Source organism: Lelliottia sp. RWM.1 (genome assembly GCF_016859735.1).
Lineage (GTDB): Bacteria > Pseudomonadota > Gammaproteobacteria > Enterobacterales > Enterobacteriaceae > Enterobacter.
In genome coordinates, this window is record NZ_WLVC01000001.1 from 1 (window position 1) to 14592 (window position 14592).

The following is a 14592-nucleotide window of genomic DNA, read 5'->3' on the forward strand; positions in this document are numbered from 1 at the left end:
ATCATATGCCACCAACTGAATACGAAAAACAATATTATCAGCGGCTCGGAAGTGTCTAGATTATCTGTGGCGATTCACTGGTCGCTGACGCTGATTATGGCGACCCGCTATGCGGCGGAGGTACTAAAAAAACCGGCGGTGGTGAAGTGGATGGACAGAACCACCGGCGTGGTATTTCTGCTGTTTGCCGTCAGGCTGGCGATGAGCAAGCGATAAAAAACGCCACCCGTCGGGTGGCGTTGGCGCTTAACTTAGTTTTTGATTCCAGTGAGTTGAATCATATTGAAATAGTCTCCGACTCCGGCCTCCATCATGGAGACCATCATCTCCTGCGCCATGTCGCATTCCATAAAGTCATCCCAGGCCTGCTGGCAGGTGTCCATTTCGCGAACTGTGTTAAGCGTGATGCCCGGCTCTTTTTCCCAGCATGCTTTCCACCAGCGTAGGGGATAGAAATACCATTCCGGCGTCCAGAACGGTTTCACCACGTCGGGGAGGTTGTGCTCGTCGTATTCGCCGATAAACCCAGGTACAGCAACTGCCACATATCCGCCCGTTTTCAGAAATGGCAGCAATGTCGCCAGCATGGTGTTGTTACTGCCGAAATACTGGTATGCATCCACACTGATAATCAGATCAAAGTAGTTGTGGGCAAAAGGAATTGGCTTTGTGGCATCGACCCGGAGTGGGAATATTTGCCTGTCCAGTCCGAGTGCGGCGAAGCGCTCTGCATTTTCAGTGGGTGAGATCCACAAGTCGGCGGCGAAAACGGTCGCATCATATTTTTCCGCCAGCAGGACAGAAGAGATCCCTTTTCCGCAGCCGAGATCCAGAATACGCATCCCCGGCGTTATTGGAAGCGATGCGACCAGCTCTTCGGTGAGTCGCATCGCGTTTGGCCCCATCATGGTATCGCGCAAAAATGCGTGGTCATAATTGTCTGTGTAAGGTGTCTTCATCCCTGCTCCTTAGCGATTATCCAACTGGGCGCGAACGTTATTCAGCCCGGTGGTGTTGATGTGATAGGGCTGGCCGTTAACAGAGCGGATCAGCTTTTTGGTCCGGAGTTTTTTAAAGACGGCGAGTGAGCAATCGCTGAGCAGCAGCCCCTCACGGGTGTAGCACTCAACGGAGGTAATGCGGCCAGCGTTGTTGCGGACGTGCACAATGCGTCCACCTTTGGCGAGAACGTGTAAGGTACGTTGTTCCTGACGGGATAAATTCATACTGGAAAACCTGTTTCATCATCATGCGTAAAAACGAGCCCACACCAGCAGGTGTGTGCGTAAGGTTTAAGCGCAGCGATAACCAGTCCGTCCTGTGAAGGGCGGGACACTGATTATCTGATGATGACATTCTCCAGCATCAAAGCCTCGGTGAGTGTTGAAAAGCATTTGCGTGGTGAATGTTATCACGTAAAAAATATGTGGAAATGAAATGGTCGGAAAAGTGTGACGTTGAACAGGCAGGCTTCTCTGTACAGAGAAGCCTGAGAAGTGTCTCAGGCTTCTGTCGTGTGGATCGGGAGTTTTGATTTTCGGCGCATCAGCACAAATACAGCAATACCCGCCAGCAGAATACCGGGCGCATCCTTACCCCGCCTCCAGCATGCCAAAGCTCACTATTCGTGAACGACCCAGTTCTTTCGCCCGATAGAGTGCGACATCGGCTGCGCGCAGCAGGTTATCGCCCTGGGCGTGTTCTGGATAGCTGGCGATACCGATAGAAACATCAACAGGGCCAATCTCAGACAATCCATAGCGTAATGACAGTTCATGGACTCCGTTGTAAATCTCGGTCGCGCAGCGGTGGGCTTCTTCTTCATTGGCTCCGGACAGGAGAGCCAGGAACTCTTCGCCTCCGTAGCGGAAGGCCAGTCCACTGTTGTGAACGGCACGCTGCACAATCGTCGCCACGCTTTTGATGACCTGATCGCCTGCCTCGTGACCGAAGCGGTCATTGATGTTTTTGAAGTAGTCGATATCGATCATCAGACAGCTCACCGGTTCGTCATTCCGCATCGCCTGGCTCATTTGCGTGCGTAGCGTATCGTCCAGATGGTGGCGGTTTCGCAAGCCTGTTAACGGGTCGTATAAGGCTTTTTCCAGCAAGGCATCCCGCAGGCGCTGGTTGGCAAGAGCCAGGCCCAGAGCTTCAGCCATTAATTCCAGATACGCACGAGATGGAGCGGTTTCGGACGTAATACCCTGGAATGAAAGCAGCCCAATGGCCTCGCCTTGAGCGATTAGCGGTACGCACAATGATTGCCCCGAGCAGGATTCCGGCAGGTGATAGCAGGCAATATCGGGTGCTTCATTCGAGGGCGGATGGCTTTGCCCCCGACGTACAGCCCAGCAATCATCGGGATGGAACGGCGAGTCTTCACCTTGCGGTGAAAGCCATTGTGCAGCACAGCGCATCTGCCAGGGATCGTGGTCCAGAATATAGAGCCGTCCGGCAATGCCCGGTGCAATGTTAGGGGCAAACAGTTGCGCGACATTAATGACGTCCGTAAAAGATTCACAGCCCTGCAGGCGTTGTGTCATACGAGCCAACAGCTCGCGGATTGCCCAGTCGGCATCGCGTTCCTTTTCCAGCCGTTGTCGCACAAGTCCGTTTTCGCGAAAGATACGAATGGCCTGCGCCATGTCGCCGATCTCATCAATCTGGTTGAAATTAGGGGGTTCGACTGCGTAATCCTGTGAGGCGAGCCGGTGTACGACATCGCTCAGGCGGACAACCGGGCGCAGTACGCGGCGCTTGAGGATAAAACCCAGCACAAACAAAAACAGCAGGGCGGTTGCCCCTACCATGACTTCAGATAATGTACGCAGTGTTCTGGAGGTATTGGTTGCCTCTTCGACGGCAGCATGCGCGCGGCGATCCAGCAACTGGCGGAAATGGTCAATCTGGTTTTGTACCCGGTCCAGCTCTTGTTCATAGGGTTTACCGTACAGCAATTGAACGGCCCGGGTCTCTTCTCCACGGGCTATACTGGCTAAGGCTGTCTGCTGCTCATCCTGAAGTTCATCAATGACCTGTAGCCCTTCATGCAGCAACGCCAGCTCTTCACCTGTCGCCCCATTGTCCTTCAGTTTTGCCAGTCGATGTTCGATGGTCTTTAATGAGGTCTCTTTCTGGCGATACTCGGTAAGGACATCGGGATCTTTATTGACGACATAGAGCCGCGCAAGGTCGGAAAGCGCCCAGGCATCAGTTTCAACATCTTCGGTGAGTTGATCAAATACCTGCCGCTGTTCGACAGCTTTACGCTCAACATTGTCGGCGTTCGAGGCCATAAGCATGACGATACCTGAAGCGATCGTCAGACAAACGGTGGCTCCATAGGCCCAGTTCGTGATGGTGGCAATTCGCACCTGTTGGATCCTTCTACGACTTTTGTGGGATAGCGTTGTTAGAAATTATAGAAAATGTTTGATTTCTGGCGATAAAAAAAGGCGGCGTAGCGCCGCCTGGTGTGTTGTTTATCGTCACCGCTTCACAAATCTGGAGGATTTTTGCCTTCTTCAATAAATTCCTCATCAAGCCCATCAGCATTACCCGCATGATCTCGCCCGGAGAACAGATTCCAGCAGGCGATAAACAGCGCGGCAATCAGCGGCCCAATGACAAAACCATTGATGCCATAAATTTCCATGCCACCAAGTGTGGCGATCAGTATCAGATAATCCGGCATTTTGGTGTCTTTCCCTACCAACAGCGGGCGCAGAATATTGTCGACCAGGCCGACAATGATCACGAAGAAGCCCACAATGAAGAACCCTTGCCACAGCTGATGCGTCGCAAACAGGAAGATGGCCGCCGGAACCCAAATAATGGCGGAACCTACGGCAGGGACGAGGGAGAGAAATGCCATCAGCGCGCCCCACAGTATGCTGCCATCAATGCCCACGATAGAAAAAGCAATACCGCCCAGCGTTCCCTGAACCACAGCCACCACCGCAGTGCCTTTCACGGTGGCTCTGGATACCGCAACGAACTTGGCGAAGAGATGTTGTTTAGCAAAATCGGTCAGCGGCAGGGAATCGAGGATCTGCCGCACCAGGAAAGGGCCATCTTTCAACAAGAAGAACAGCAGGTACAACATAATGCCGAAGCTGATGGCAAAACCAAATGTCCCTTTGCCGATGAGAAACGCACTACCTGCAAGATATTGTCCGCCTTGCAGCGCCACGTCTGAGAGTTTTTTCTGGATTTGCGCGGTATTGTCCAGATCGTGTTTGATCAGGAAACTGCTCGCCCAGTCGGGAAGATGTGAAAGGAGGCTGGCAAACACTTCCGGGAACTGCGCGGTGTTTTGCTGCAGCTTGGTGTAAACCACGTTGAGCTCGAGCGCCAGCGACGAGAGGATCACCGTGAGCGGGATGAAAACAATCAGGCAGATAATCCCGATGGTTAACAGCGATGCCAGCCCGTTGCGGTCACCAAGTGCTGTACGCAGTCTGTTTTTCACCGGGTTAAAGATAACGGTCAGAATAGCGGCCCACAGAATGGCGGAAAAATAGGGTGCAAGTATGTCGAAGAATGCCCAGGTCACGAGGGCGAGAATGAAGATGAAAAAACCTTTGGTCAGTCCGTTAAATCGCATCAGTGAGTCCTGGTAACTGAGAAACAGTGTCGACTATAGAACTGTTTTGGGGAATTACCAACGCTATGAATCGGGATTGTTCATGATGGAGGACCCTCCGGGACAGGCGGCGCGTCCGCACCGCCGGGTCATTACGCCTGACGCAGCAGCGGCAATGTGGCCAGCAGATTTTTCAGGTTGAGGGCATCCCACGGCAGATGTTCGGCAATGCCAAGCCCGACAACATCCGCCGCACGATCGGCCTGGGCGATAACGGCTGCGGCTTCCGAAAGCGTCAGTTTCCCCCTGGCAACCCCGTCCCATTTTTCTGGCGTATCGTCCGGGCGGGCGAACATCACCGCCCGGAATTGCCGGAAGTCCAGCACATCCAGATCAAAATGGATCGCCAGGTGGGTGATCTTTTCTGCTTTTATCCATTCGGCAATAGCCTGGCTGCCTTCGCGGATCGCCTCTGGCGACACCGTTCGGATCCCTCTTTCGCGAATAAAATCAGCTTCATACGCATTCGGTGAATGAAGCCCGGCGATCATCACGTTGCTGGCCGGAACAGGACGTTTAACGCGATGCGTGAGATCGTGGTCTCCGTTCCCCATCAGTGCGCCCAGAATATGCGCATGGGCGTTAGCGTACTGCGCGGGGGTCATGACATCTGGATGGGTATCGATCCACAGGATGCCAAATCCTTCGCCGTAGCGCTCGCTGAGCCAGGAAAAGGGTTCCAGATCGATCAGGCAATCGCCGCCCAAAACGGTGATGCGCTCAGGCTGATGTTTCTTGATGAGTTGGGCCGCATTGTCCAGATCTTGCATCAATTTACTGCGGCCTAAAATGCCCTCTTCAACATCGGGCTGGACGGTTAAGGGTGTGACCGGAACGAGCTCTACGGGTGATGGGGTATCAGGTGCAAGCCATGCCAGCATCTGCGCGCCAAAGTGATATTCACGTAGATTACCGCCCAGCCAGAGGGGAAAAATAAGCCGCAGGCTCTTGTCATCATTAATGCTCATGGTGCTCTCCTTATGATTGTTCCACGCGTAAGCAGCGCGAGAAATCGGTTCAGGATAAAGCAACGGGACGTCGTCACAAGACGCAAAACCTGACATCATTGTTCACCAATATGGATAATCAGGTGATGAACATGAATCAACTTCTGGCGATGCGTGCGTTTGTGAAAGTGATCGACACTGATTCGTTCAGCCGGGCCGCCGGGCAACTAGGGATGCCGCGTTCGACGGTGAGTAAGCTGGTTACCGATCTTGAGCGTCATCTCGGGACAACGTTACTCCACCGGACTACCCGTTCTCTTGCCGTCACGCCTGAAGGAAAGGAGTACTACCAGGACGCGGTGCGACTGGTGGCCGATCTGGACAGGGCTGACAATGCGGTACGACGTAACAAAGACAGCCCCGGCGGTATGTTGCGCATAGATGTTCCTGCTGTGTTTGCGGAATCCCTGCTTATTCCGGCACTGGCTGATTTCCATCGTGAGTTTCCCGACATCGCCATTTCTCTTGGTGTGAACGACAGAACCATCAGCCTGGTTGGTGAGTCCGTAGACTGCGTGATCCGTATCGGAGAACTGCTCGATATGTCGATGGTGGGGCGTAAGCTTTTTGATATGGCGTTCGTGACCTGTGCCACTCCGGGTTACCTTGCGGATAAAGGTATGCCGGGTACACCGCCGGACTTACGCGTGGGGCATGAGCTGGTCGGGTATTTTTCCGCTGGAAGCGGGCGTCCAGAGGGGCTGACGTTTATTAAGGACGAACAGCGTTACTTCTACGAACGCTGCGCATTTTCCGCAAATGGCGGTAGTGGTTTTATCGCCATGATCCGCGCCGGGCTCGGGGTGGGTCAGCCGCTGCAATGCTATGTTGAAGATGATCTGAAAAACGGTCGCCTGGTGGCGGTGCTTGAAGAATGGCAGCGTCCATCCGTTCCCGTACATGTTCTTTACCCACCTAATCGCCATCAGAATGCGCGATTACAGGTGTTTATTGACTGGCTGATTGCGCGATTTCGTAAGCAGGCGTAGGGCACGATCGCGATGCGTATATCGGGAGCTGGCTTGCCTGGGGCAAGCCGGAAATCATGAATTTCACTCATAACCACATCCTATTTCCTGCTCATTATTCATTACCTCATCTCGTCTATCATACGCAGCCACGCACACACCCGACCGGAATGCTATGACCGCACCGAAAACCACTGGCTTACCTTTTATCCTGATCCTCAGCGCGTTGATGGCCTTCACTTCGCTCTCCACGGACATCTATCTTCCTGCCATGCCTGTAATGGCAGCGGAACTGCACGGAAACGTGGAACTGACCATCACCGGTTTTTTAATCGGCTTTGCGATTGCCCAGCTTATCTGGGGGCCGATTAGCGACCATCTGGGGCGCCGTATTCCACTGTTTATCGGTATGACGCTCTTTATCATTGGTTCGGCAGGCTGCGCGCTGGCGACCGATATTACTCACATTGTCTTCTGGCGTGTTTTTCAGGCGCTGGGAGCGTGTACGGGTCCGATGCTGGCAAGGGCGATGATCCGCGATCTGTTTAGCCGTACCCGCGCGGCACAAATGCTGTCAACGCTGGTGATTGTGATGGCGATTGCGCCGATTGCCGGGCCGCTTATTGGCGGTCAGCTGATTAAATTCAGTTCGTGGCATAGCATCTTCTGGCTGCTGGTGGTGATTGGCGCACTGATGTTTGCCTCGCTATGGTGGTTGCCGGAAACGCTGGCGGAGGATAAACGCGTCAAAGCGTCTTTCGTCGGGGCGTTCAGGAACTACGCGGCGCTGCTGCGTAACCGCGTATTTATGCGCTACACCCTGAGTCTGACCAGTTATTACGTGGCGGCCTACGCATTTATTACGGGATCGCCGTTTGTCTATATCCGCTATTACGGCGTTGAGCCTCAGCACTATGGCTGGCTGTTTGCCGTGAATATTGTCGGCGTGATGGGGATGAGCGTGGTTAACCGCAGGCTGGTGAGCCGTCATGCACTGGAAAGTCTGTTAAAGCATGCCACGCGGGTCGCGGCAGCAGCGGCTGTGCTCATGGCGGTCTGCGTCTGGCTGAAGATCGGCGGTATTGTGGCGATTGTGGTACTGGTGTTTATCTTCTTCGCCATGAACGGGATTGTCGCGGCGTCCTCAACGGCGGCGGCGCTGGATGCCGTTCCTGCCAATGCCGGTTCAGCATCGGCACTGATTGGTTCCCTGCAATATGGCAGCGGGATCATCTCTTCCCTGCTGCTGGCGACCTTAAGCGATGGCACGCCGTGGACGATGGCGTGGATCATCGCGATCTTTACCTTTGTCAGTATGCTGCTGGCTGCGAAAAAAGAATGAGCTGTGCTATGTTTTGATGTGTTTTTAACCACTTTCAGGATGCATACATGGAAAAGGTGTTTTCGGGTGGATGTTTGTGCGGAGCGATTCGGTTCACGGCAACCGGTGGGGGCAATGCGCATACCTGCTCATGCGATATGTGCCAGAAACAGACTGGAGCACAAACCGTGGTGTGGATTGAATTTGCGGCGCAAAACGTGCAATGGACGGGCGAGGGCGGTTGTCCGGCTACGTGGCGATCGTCTGGCTACTCCAGCCGTGCATTTTGTCCTGTCTGTGGGAGTTCACTGGGGGCAATTGATGATTCTCCAACCATTGCGCTGTTTTCCGGCGTTTTTGATGAGCCTGACCAGCCCGAGTTTGCCCCCCGGCATCACGCGTTCGACGATATGATGCCCGCATGGTGGCGGCATCACCTCTGCAACCTCTGATCGTATGATGCCGGTTGTGGCAGATCCCACTTTCGACTGACCGAGGTTCTTTGTCTCTCACGCCATGCTGTAAGTATCTGCTTGTGGAGGTGCTTATGGCCTGGCGACCCATTCTGTATGTCATTTTGACACCCCATCCCCAGCTCTCTACCCGGCGTGCCCGGTTGTGTCTGGTGCATGGCTAGCTTTTTATTAACAATCGCGGTATAACAGACCTTCTTTGGATGTTTAGATGTCCATACGTTTAGAAGGTAATATGCAAACACAACAAGAAAATGGGCAGCTTAAGCGCACCATGAAAACTCGCCACCTGATTATGCTTTCGCTGGGTGGCGTGATTGGCACAGGGTTATTTTTCAATACGGGTTACATCATTTCCACCACGGGCGCTGCGGGTACACTGCTGGCCTACCTGATTGGTGCGCTGGTCGTCTGGCTGGTCATGCAGTGTCTGGGCGAACTCTCCGTTGCGATGCCGGAAACCGGCGCGTTTCATGTCTATGCTGCCCGTTATCTTGGCCCGGCAACCGGATATACCGTCGCCTGGCTTTACTGGCTGACCTGGACGGTTGCTCTGGGATCGAGTTTTACCGCCGCCGGATTTTGCATGCAGTACTGGTTCCCGCATGTGCCTGTCTGGGTATGGTGCGTGGTGTTCTGCGTGGTGATTTTTGCGCTCAATGTAATTTCTACGCGCTTCTTCGCAGAAGGAGAATTCTGGTTCTCGCTGGTGAAAGTCATCACCATCATTGCCTTTATCATTCTGGGTGGTGCGGCCATTTTCGGGTTTATTCCCATGCAGGACGGTGCGCCTGCGCCGGGGCTGACAAACATCACCGCTGAAGGTTGGTTCCCGCATGGCGGTTTGCCGATCCTGATGACCATGGTTGCGGTGAACTTTGCCTTTTCCGGTACTGAGTTAATTGGTATTGCTGCCGGGGAAACAGAAAATCCGCACAAGGTTATTCCCGTCGCCATTCGAACCACCATTGCCCGGTTGATTATCTTCTTCATCGGCACGGTATTTGTGCTGGCTGCGCTGATCCCGATGCAGCAGGCGGGTGTGGAAAAAAGCCCGTTTGTACTGGTCTTTGAAAAAGTGGGGATCCCGTATGCGGCTGACATTTTCAACTTTGTGATCCTGACCGCGATCCTCTCGGCAGCCAACTCCGGTCTGTATGCTTCAGGCCGCATGCTGTGGTCACTTTCAAATGAGAAGACGCTGCCGCGCTGTTTTGCCCGTGTGAATAAAAACGGCGTCCCGCTGACAGCGATTTCGGTGAGTATGCTGGGTGGTGTCCTGGCGCTGTTTTCGAGCGTCATCGCGCCGGATACGGTGTTTGTCGCGCTGTCGGCGATTTCCGGCTTTGCGGTGGTTGCCGTGTGGATCAGTATTTGTGCGTCACATTTTATGTTCCGTCGTCGTCATGTGCAGTCGGGGCAGCCGGTGTCCGCTTTGCAATATCGTGCGCCGTGGTATCCGCTGGTTCCGGTTCTGGGCTTTATCCTCTGCGTGGTGGCCTGTGTTGGCCTTGCGTTTGACCCAAGCCAGAGAATCGCCCTTTACTGCGGGCTGCCGTTTGTGGCGCTGTGTTATGGTGCGTATTACCTGACCCGAAACCTGACAACGCAGGAGCCTGAACATGTCGCAGAATAATCCGCTTACCTCCATCCTTGAAACTCAGCCCTTTGTGGTGCTCGATGGTGCGATGGCAACGGAGCTGGAAGCGCGCGGTTGTAACCTTGCCGATAGCTTATGGTCCGCCAAAGTGTTGGTGGAAAACCCGGAGCTTATCCGGGAAGTGCACCTCGATTATTTCCGGGCCGGAGCCCAGGTGGCGATCACCGCCAGTTATCAGGCCACGCCAGCCGGTTTTGCTGCGCGAGGGCTGGATGAAGCACAATCTCGGGTGTTGATTAGCCGAAGCGTGGAGCTGGCGCGTAAGGCGCGCGAAGCGTATCTGGCGGAAAACCCGCACGCCGGAACGTTGCTGGTGGCGGGGTCTGTAGGGCCTTACGGCGCCTATCTGGCCGATGGTTCTGAGTACCGTGGCGACTACACCAGAACGGCGGATGAATTTAGCGTATTCCACCGTTCGCGCATCGAGGCGCTGCTGGATGCCGGTGTCGATCTGCTGGCCTGCGAAACGCTGCCGTCGTTCTCTGAAATCAGGGCGCTTGCTGCGCTGTTGGCTGAATATCCTCGTGCCCGCGCCTGGTTCTCGTTTACCCTGCATGATAGTGAACATCTGAGTGATGGCACGCCACTGCGCGAGGTGATTGCTGAGCTGGCGCATTATCCGCAGATTATTGCGCTCGGCATTAACTGTATCGCGCTGGAAAATACAACCGCAGCACTTAAGCACTTGCAAAGCCTCACCACGCTGCCACTGGTGGTCTATCCCAACTCGGGTGAGCACTACGATGCGATCACTAAAACCTGGCATCATCATGGTGAAGCATGCGATACCCTGGCGGGATATTTACCGCAGTGGATAGCCGCGGGAGCTAAATTGATTGGCGGATGTTGTCGCACCACGCCAAACGATATCGCTGAACTGAACGCGCTACGATGAGACATCGCCCTCTCCCACAGGGAGAGGGCAGCAAACTGCACAAAATTCACTATCCTTTCCTGCTTTTTATCTAAAAACGATTCGGTATTAGCGATTCTTTTTTATTCCTTTATCAAAAATCCTGCGCCAGAAATACTGTCTCCATAACAAGAGAGGGGAGCAGACAGTATGGCAATTTCATCGCGTATTACATTACTCGGCGCACTGGCGCTGTGGGCATTTCAGGCGCAGGCGGTGGATGTCACCGTTGCCTATCAAACTTCGGCTGAACCCGCGAAAGTGGCTCAGGCGGATAACACCTTTGCCAAAGAGAGTGGGGCGAAAGTCGACTGGCGTAAATTTGACAGTGGCGCGGCCATTGTCCGTGCGCTGGCCTCGGGTGACGTGCAGATTGGCAACCTGGGTTCAAGCCCACTGGCTGTTGCAGCAAGCCAGCAAGTGCCTATTGAGGTTTTCCTTCTGGCCTCGCAACTCGGCAATTCTGAAGCGCTGGTGGTGAAAAAGAACATCACTAAACCAGAAGATTTGATCGGCAAACGCATCGCTGTGCCGTTTATCTCAACAACCCATTACAGCCTGCTGGCGGCGCTGAAACACTGGGGCATCAAGCCGGGCCAGGTGCAAATTCTTAATCTGCAACCGCCTGCCATTATTGCCGCCTGGCAGCGTGGCGACATTGACGGGGCATATGTCTGGGCACCAGCCGTGAACGAGCTGGAAAAGGACGGAACTGTCCTGACTGATTCTGAAAAGGTCGGACAGTGGGGCGCACCTACGCTGGATGTGTGGGTTGTGCGTAAAGACTTTGCCGAAAAACACCCTGATGTAGTGAAAGCCTTTGCTAAAAGCGCAATTGATGCCCAACAACCTTACATCAGTAACCCGGATGCGTGGCTGAAACAGCCCGCTAACCTGGAAAAACTCTCGCGCCTGAGCGGTGTTCCAGAGGCGGATGTGCCGGGGCTGGTAAAAGGCAATACCTATCTCACGCCAGCACAGCAGGTACAACAGCTGACCGGACCTGTGAACAAAGCCATCGTCGATACAGCTACGTTCCTGAAAGAGCAGGGCAAAGTTCCTGCTGTGGCGGCGGATTATAGCCAGTACGTGACCGATCGCTTCGTTAAGTAACAGGAGGCTGTGATGCTGCAGATAACAAACCTGTACGCCGATTACGGCGGAAAACCAGCACTGGATGATATCAACCTGACGCTGGATAGCGGTGAGCTACTGGTGGTGCTGGGGCCGTCGGGCTGCGGCAAAACAACGCTGCTGAATCTGATTGCCGGGTTTGTGCCTTACCAACGTGGCAGCATCCTGCTGGAAGGAAAGCGTGTTGAAGGCCCTGGCGCGGAGCGTGGCGTGGTCTTTCAGAATGAAGGGCTATTGCCCTGGCGTAACGTCCAGGAAAACGTGGCGTTTGGCCTGCAACTGGCGGGGGTTGGGCGAGAGCAACGGCTCGACACGGCGCGACAGATGCTGAAAAAAGTGGGGCTGGAGGGGGCAGAAAAACGCTTTATCTGGCAACTTTCGGGTGGTCAGCGCCAGCGCGTGGGCATTGCCCGCGCGCTGGCGGCTAACCCGCAACTGTTACTTCTGGATGAGCCATTCGGTGCGCTGGATGCGTTTACCCGCGAGCAGATGCAGACGTTGCTCCTGCGTCTGTGGCATGAAACCGGCAAACAAGTGTTGCTGATCACCCATGACATCGAAGAAGCGGTGTTTATGGCGACCGAACTGGTGCTGTTGTCTCCGGGGCCGGGCCGTGTACTGGAGCGTCTGCCGCTCAATTTTGGCCGCCGCTATGTGGCAGGTGAACCGGTGCGCAGCATCAAATCGGATCCCTTGTTTATCGAACAGCGTGAATACGTCCTGAGCCGTGTGTTTGAGCAACGGGAGGCGTTCTCATGAGCATCGTCTTTAGCGAAAAAACGCGGCGTACGCGGTTTGCCTTACGCTGGCCTTTCTCCCGTCAGATAATGCTCAGCGTGTGTACGTTGCTGATACTGTTGGCGGTGTGGTGGGCCGTTGCGGCACAGCAATGGGTAAGCCCGCTGTTCCTGCCGCCGCCGGGACAGGTGCTGGCAAAACTGATAACCATCGCCAGCCCGCAAGGATTTATGGATGCCACGCTCTGGCAGCACCTGGCGGCAAGCCTGGCCCGTATTCTGGTGGCGCTGCTGGCTGCGGTAGTTGTCGGGATCCCGACAGGTATCGCGATGGGATTAAGCCCAACGGTACGCGGCATTCTTGATCCGCTGATTGAGCTTTATCGTCCGGTTCCGCCGCTGGCGTACCTGCCGCTGATGGTTATCTGGTTTGGCATTGGCGAAACCTCAAAAATTCTGCTGATTTATCTCGCGATTTTTGCCCCTGTCGCTATGTCTGCTCTGGCCGGGGTGAAGAGTGCACAGCAGGTGCGGCTCCGGGCGGCGCAGTCGCTTGGTGCTAGCCGGGCTCAGGTACTGTGGTTTGTGATTTTACCGGGGGCGTTGCCCGAGATTTTGACTGGATTACGGATTGGATTGGGCGTTGGCTGGTCGACGCTGGTGGCCGCTGAGCTGATTGCCGCGACGCGAGGACTGGGGTTTATGGTGCAGTCGGCGGGTGAATTTTTGGCGACTGATGTGGTACTGGCAGGGATTGCGGTGATTGCCGTGATTGCCTTTGGTTTAGAACTGGGGCTGCGTGCGCTACAGCGACGCCTGACACCCTGGCATGGAGAAATACAATGAGCGAACGACTGACCATTACCCCGTTGGGTCCCTTCATTGGTGCACAGGTTTCTGGCCTTGATGTCACCCGGCCATTGAGCGATAACCAGTTTGAACAGCTTTACCATGCGGTATTGCGTCATCAGGTGGTGTTCCTGCGTGAGCAGGCGATTACCCCGCAGCAACAGCGTGCGCTGGCGTTGCGCTTTGGTGATTTACATATTCACCCTGTCTATCCGCATGCGGAAGGGGTGGAAGAGATCATTGTCCTGGATACCCATAACGATAATCCACCGGATAATGACAACTGGCATACCGATGTGACCTTTATTGAAACACCGCCTGCTGGCGCGATTCTGGCGGCGAAAATATTGCCGGAAACAGGTGGCGATACGTTATGGACCAGTGGAATTGCGGCATTTGAAGCCTTGTCTGCCCCTTTCCAGGCGTTGCTCAGCGGGTTACGAGCAGAACACGACTTCAAAAAATCGTTCCAGGAACACAAGTACCGTAAAACCGAAGAGGAACATCAGCGCTGGCAGGAGGCTGTCGCGAAGCATCCGCCTCTGTTGCATCCGGTGGTGCGTACGCATCCTGTAACCGGTAAGCAGGCGCTCTTCGTGAACGAGGGTTTTACGACGCGGATTGTGGATGTGACGGAGAAGGAGAGTGATGCCCTTTTAGGCTTCCTGTTTGCGCATATTACGAAGCCGGAGTTTCAGGTGCGCTGGCGCTGGCAGGAGAACGATCTGGCGATTTGGGATAACCGAGTGACACAGCATTATGCGAATGCGGATTATCTGCCTCAGCGTCGCATTATGCAGCGGGCAACGATTCTTGGGGATAAGCCGTTTTACCGTGCACCCTGATCCCTCTCCTAAAAGAGGCGAGGGGATTGCCCGTCGC

Annotated in this window: 14 protein-coding genes and 1 pseudogene; 10 read left to right on the top strand and 5 right to left on the bottom strand. The window is 54.5% G+C overall.

The features are described from left to right. Positions 1-216 (top strand): annotated as a pseudogene (locus GF617_RS26990) (hypothetical protein); the annotation flags it as partial. 35 nt (positions 217-251) lie between these two features. Here the strand turns inward: GF617_RS26990 and GF617_RS00010 are convergent. The 5 genes from GF617_RS00010 to GF617_RS00030 form a co-directional block, all read right to left on the bottom strand. Continuing rightward, the gene (locus GF617_RS00010) at positions 252-959 is read right to left on the bottom strand and encodes a cyclopropane-fatty-acyl-phospholipid synthase family protein (RefSeq protein ID WP_203450804.1); all 708 of its coding nucleotides are present in this window, start codon (positions 957-959) and stop codon (positions 252-254) included. Positions 960-968: 9 nt separating this feature from the next. After that, entirely contained in the window at positions 969-1226 is a 258-nt protein-coding gene (locus GF617_RS00015) for a YjhX family toxin (RefSeq protein WP_181622390.1), read from the bottom strand. 366 nt (positions 1227-1592) lie between these two features. Continuing rightward, the gene (locus tag GF617_RS00020; protein WP_203450805.1) at positions 1593-3377 is read right to left on the bottom strand and encodes a diguanylate cyclase; all 1785 of its coding nucleotides are present in this window, start codon (positions 3375-3377) and stop codon (positions 1593-1595) included. 122 nt (positions 3378-3499) lie between these two features. Then, on the bottom strand, positions 3500-4609 hold the full coding sequence (locus GF617_RS00025) for an AI-2E family transporter (protein ID WP_181622392.1): 1110 nt from the start codon (positions 4607-4609) through the stop codon (positions 3500-3502). A 131-nt stretch (positions 4610-4740) separates the two neighbouring features. Then, positions 4741-5616 (bottom strand): arginase family protein, encoded by an 876-nt coding sequence (locus GF617_RS00030; RefSeq protein WP_181622393.1) that lies wholly within the window; start codon positions 5614-5616, stop codon positions 4741-4743. Positions 5617-5747: 131 nt separating this feature from the next. On the opposite strand from GF617_RS00030, the gene GF617_RS00035 reads away from it, so the two are divergent. The 9 genes from GF617_RS00035 (at position 5748) to tauD (ending at position 14555) form a co-directional block, all read left to right on the top strand. Then, positions 5748-6644, top strand: coding sequence for a LysR family transcriptional regulator (locus tag GF617_RS00035; protein ID WP_181622394.1), 897 nt, complete (start codon positions 5748-5750; stop codon positions 6642-6644). Positions 6645-6798: 154 nt separating this feature from the next. Beyond that, entirely contained in the window at positions 6799-7965 is a 1167-nt protein-coding gene (locus GF617_RS00040; protein WP_203450806.1) for a multidrug effflux MFS transporter, read from the top strand. A 47-nt stretch (positions 7966-8012) separates the two neighbouring features. Beyond that, on the top strand, positions 8013-8396 hold the full coding sequence (locus GF617_RS00045; RefSeq protein WP_181622396.1) for a GFA family protein: 384 nt from the start codon (positions 8013-8015) through the stop codon (positions 8394-8396). Between the two features lie 256 nt (positions 8397-8652). Beyond that, positions 8653-10053, top strand: a complete 1401-nt coding sequence (gene mmuP / locus GF617_RS00050) for an S-methylmethionine permease (RefSeq protein WP_181622397.1) — start codon at positions 8653-8655, stop codon at positions 10051-10053. Beyond that, a complete protein-coding gene (mmuM, locus tag GF617_RS00055; RefSeq protein WP_181622398.1) occupies positions 10040-10972 on the top strand; it encodes a homocysteine S-methyltransferase in 933 nt (310 codons plus the stop codon). The genes mmuP and mmuM overlap by 14 nt, the downstream gene beginning before the upstream one ends. Positions 10973-11140: 168 nt before the next feature. Further along, positions 11141-12103, top strand: coding sequence for a taurine ABC transporter substrate-binding protein (gene tauA / locus GF617_RS00060; protein WP_203450807.1), 963 nt, complete (start codon positions 11141-11143; stop codon positions 12101-12103). A gap of 12 nt (positions 12104-12115) precedes the next feature. Next, positions 12116-12883, top strand: coding sequence for a taurine ABC transporter ATP-binding subunit (gene tauB, locus GF617_RS00065; RefSeq protein WP_181622400.1), 768 nt, complete (start codon positions 12116-12118; stop codon positions 12881-12883). Further along, positions 12880-13707, top strand: coding sequence for a taurine ABC transporter permease TauC (gene tauC, locus GF617_RS00070; RefSeq protein WP_181622401.1), 828 nt, complete (start codon positions 12880-12882; stop codon positions 13705-13707). Before tauB ends, tauC begins: the two co-directional genes overlap by 4 nt. After that, the gene (tauD, locus tag GF617_RS00075; protein ID WP_203450808.1) at positions 13704-14555 is read left to right on the top strand and encodes a taurine dioxygenase; all 852 of its coding nucleotides are present in this window, start codon (positions 13704-13706) and stop codon (positions 14553-14555) included. The genes tauC and tauD overlap by 4 nt, the downstream gene beginning before the upstream one ends. Positions 14556-14592 lie beyond the last annotated feature (37 nt).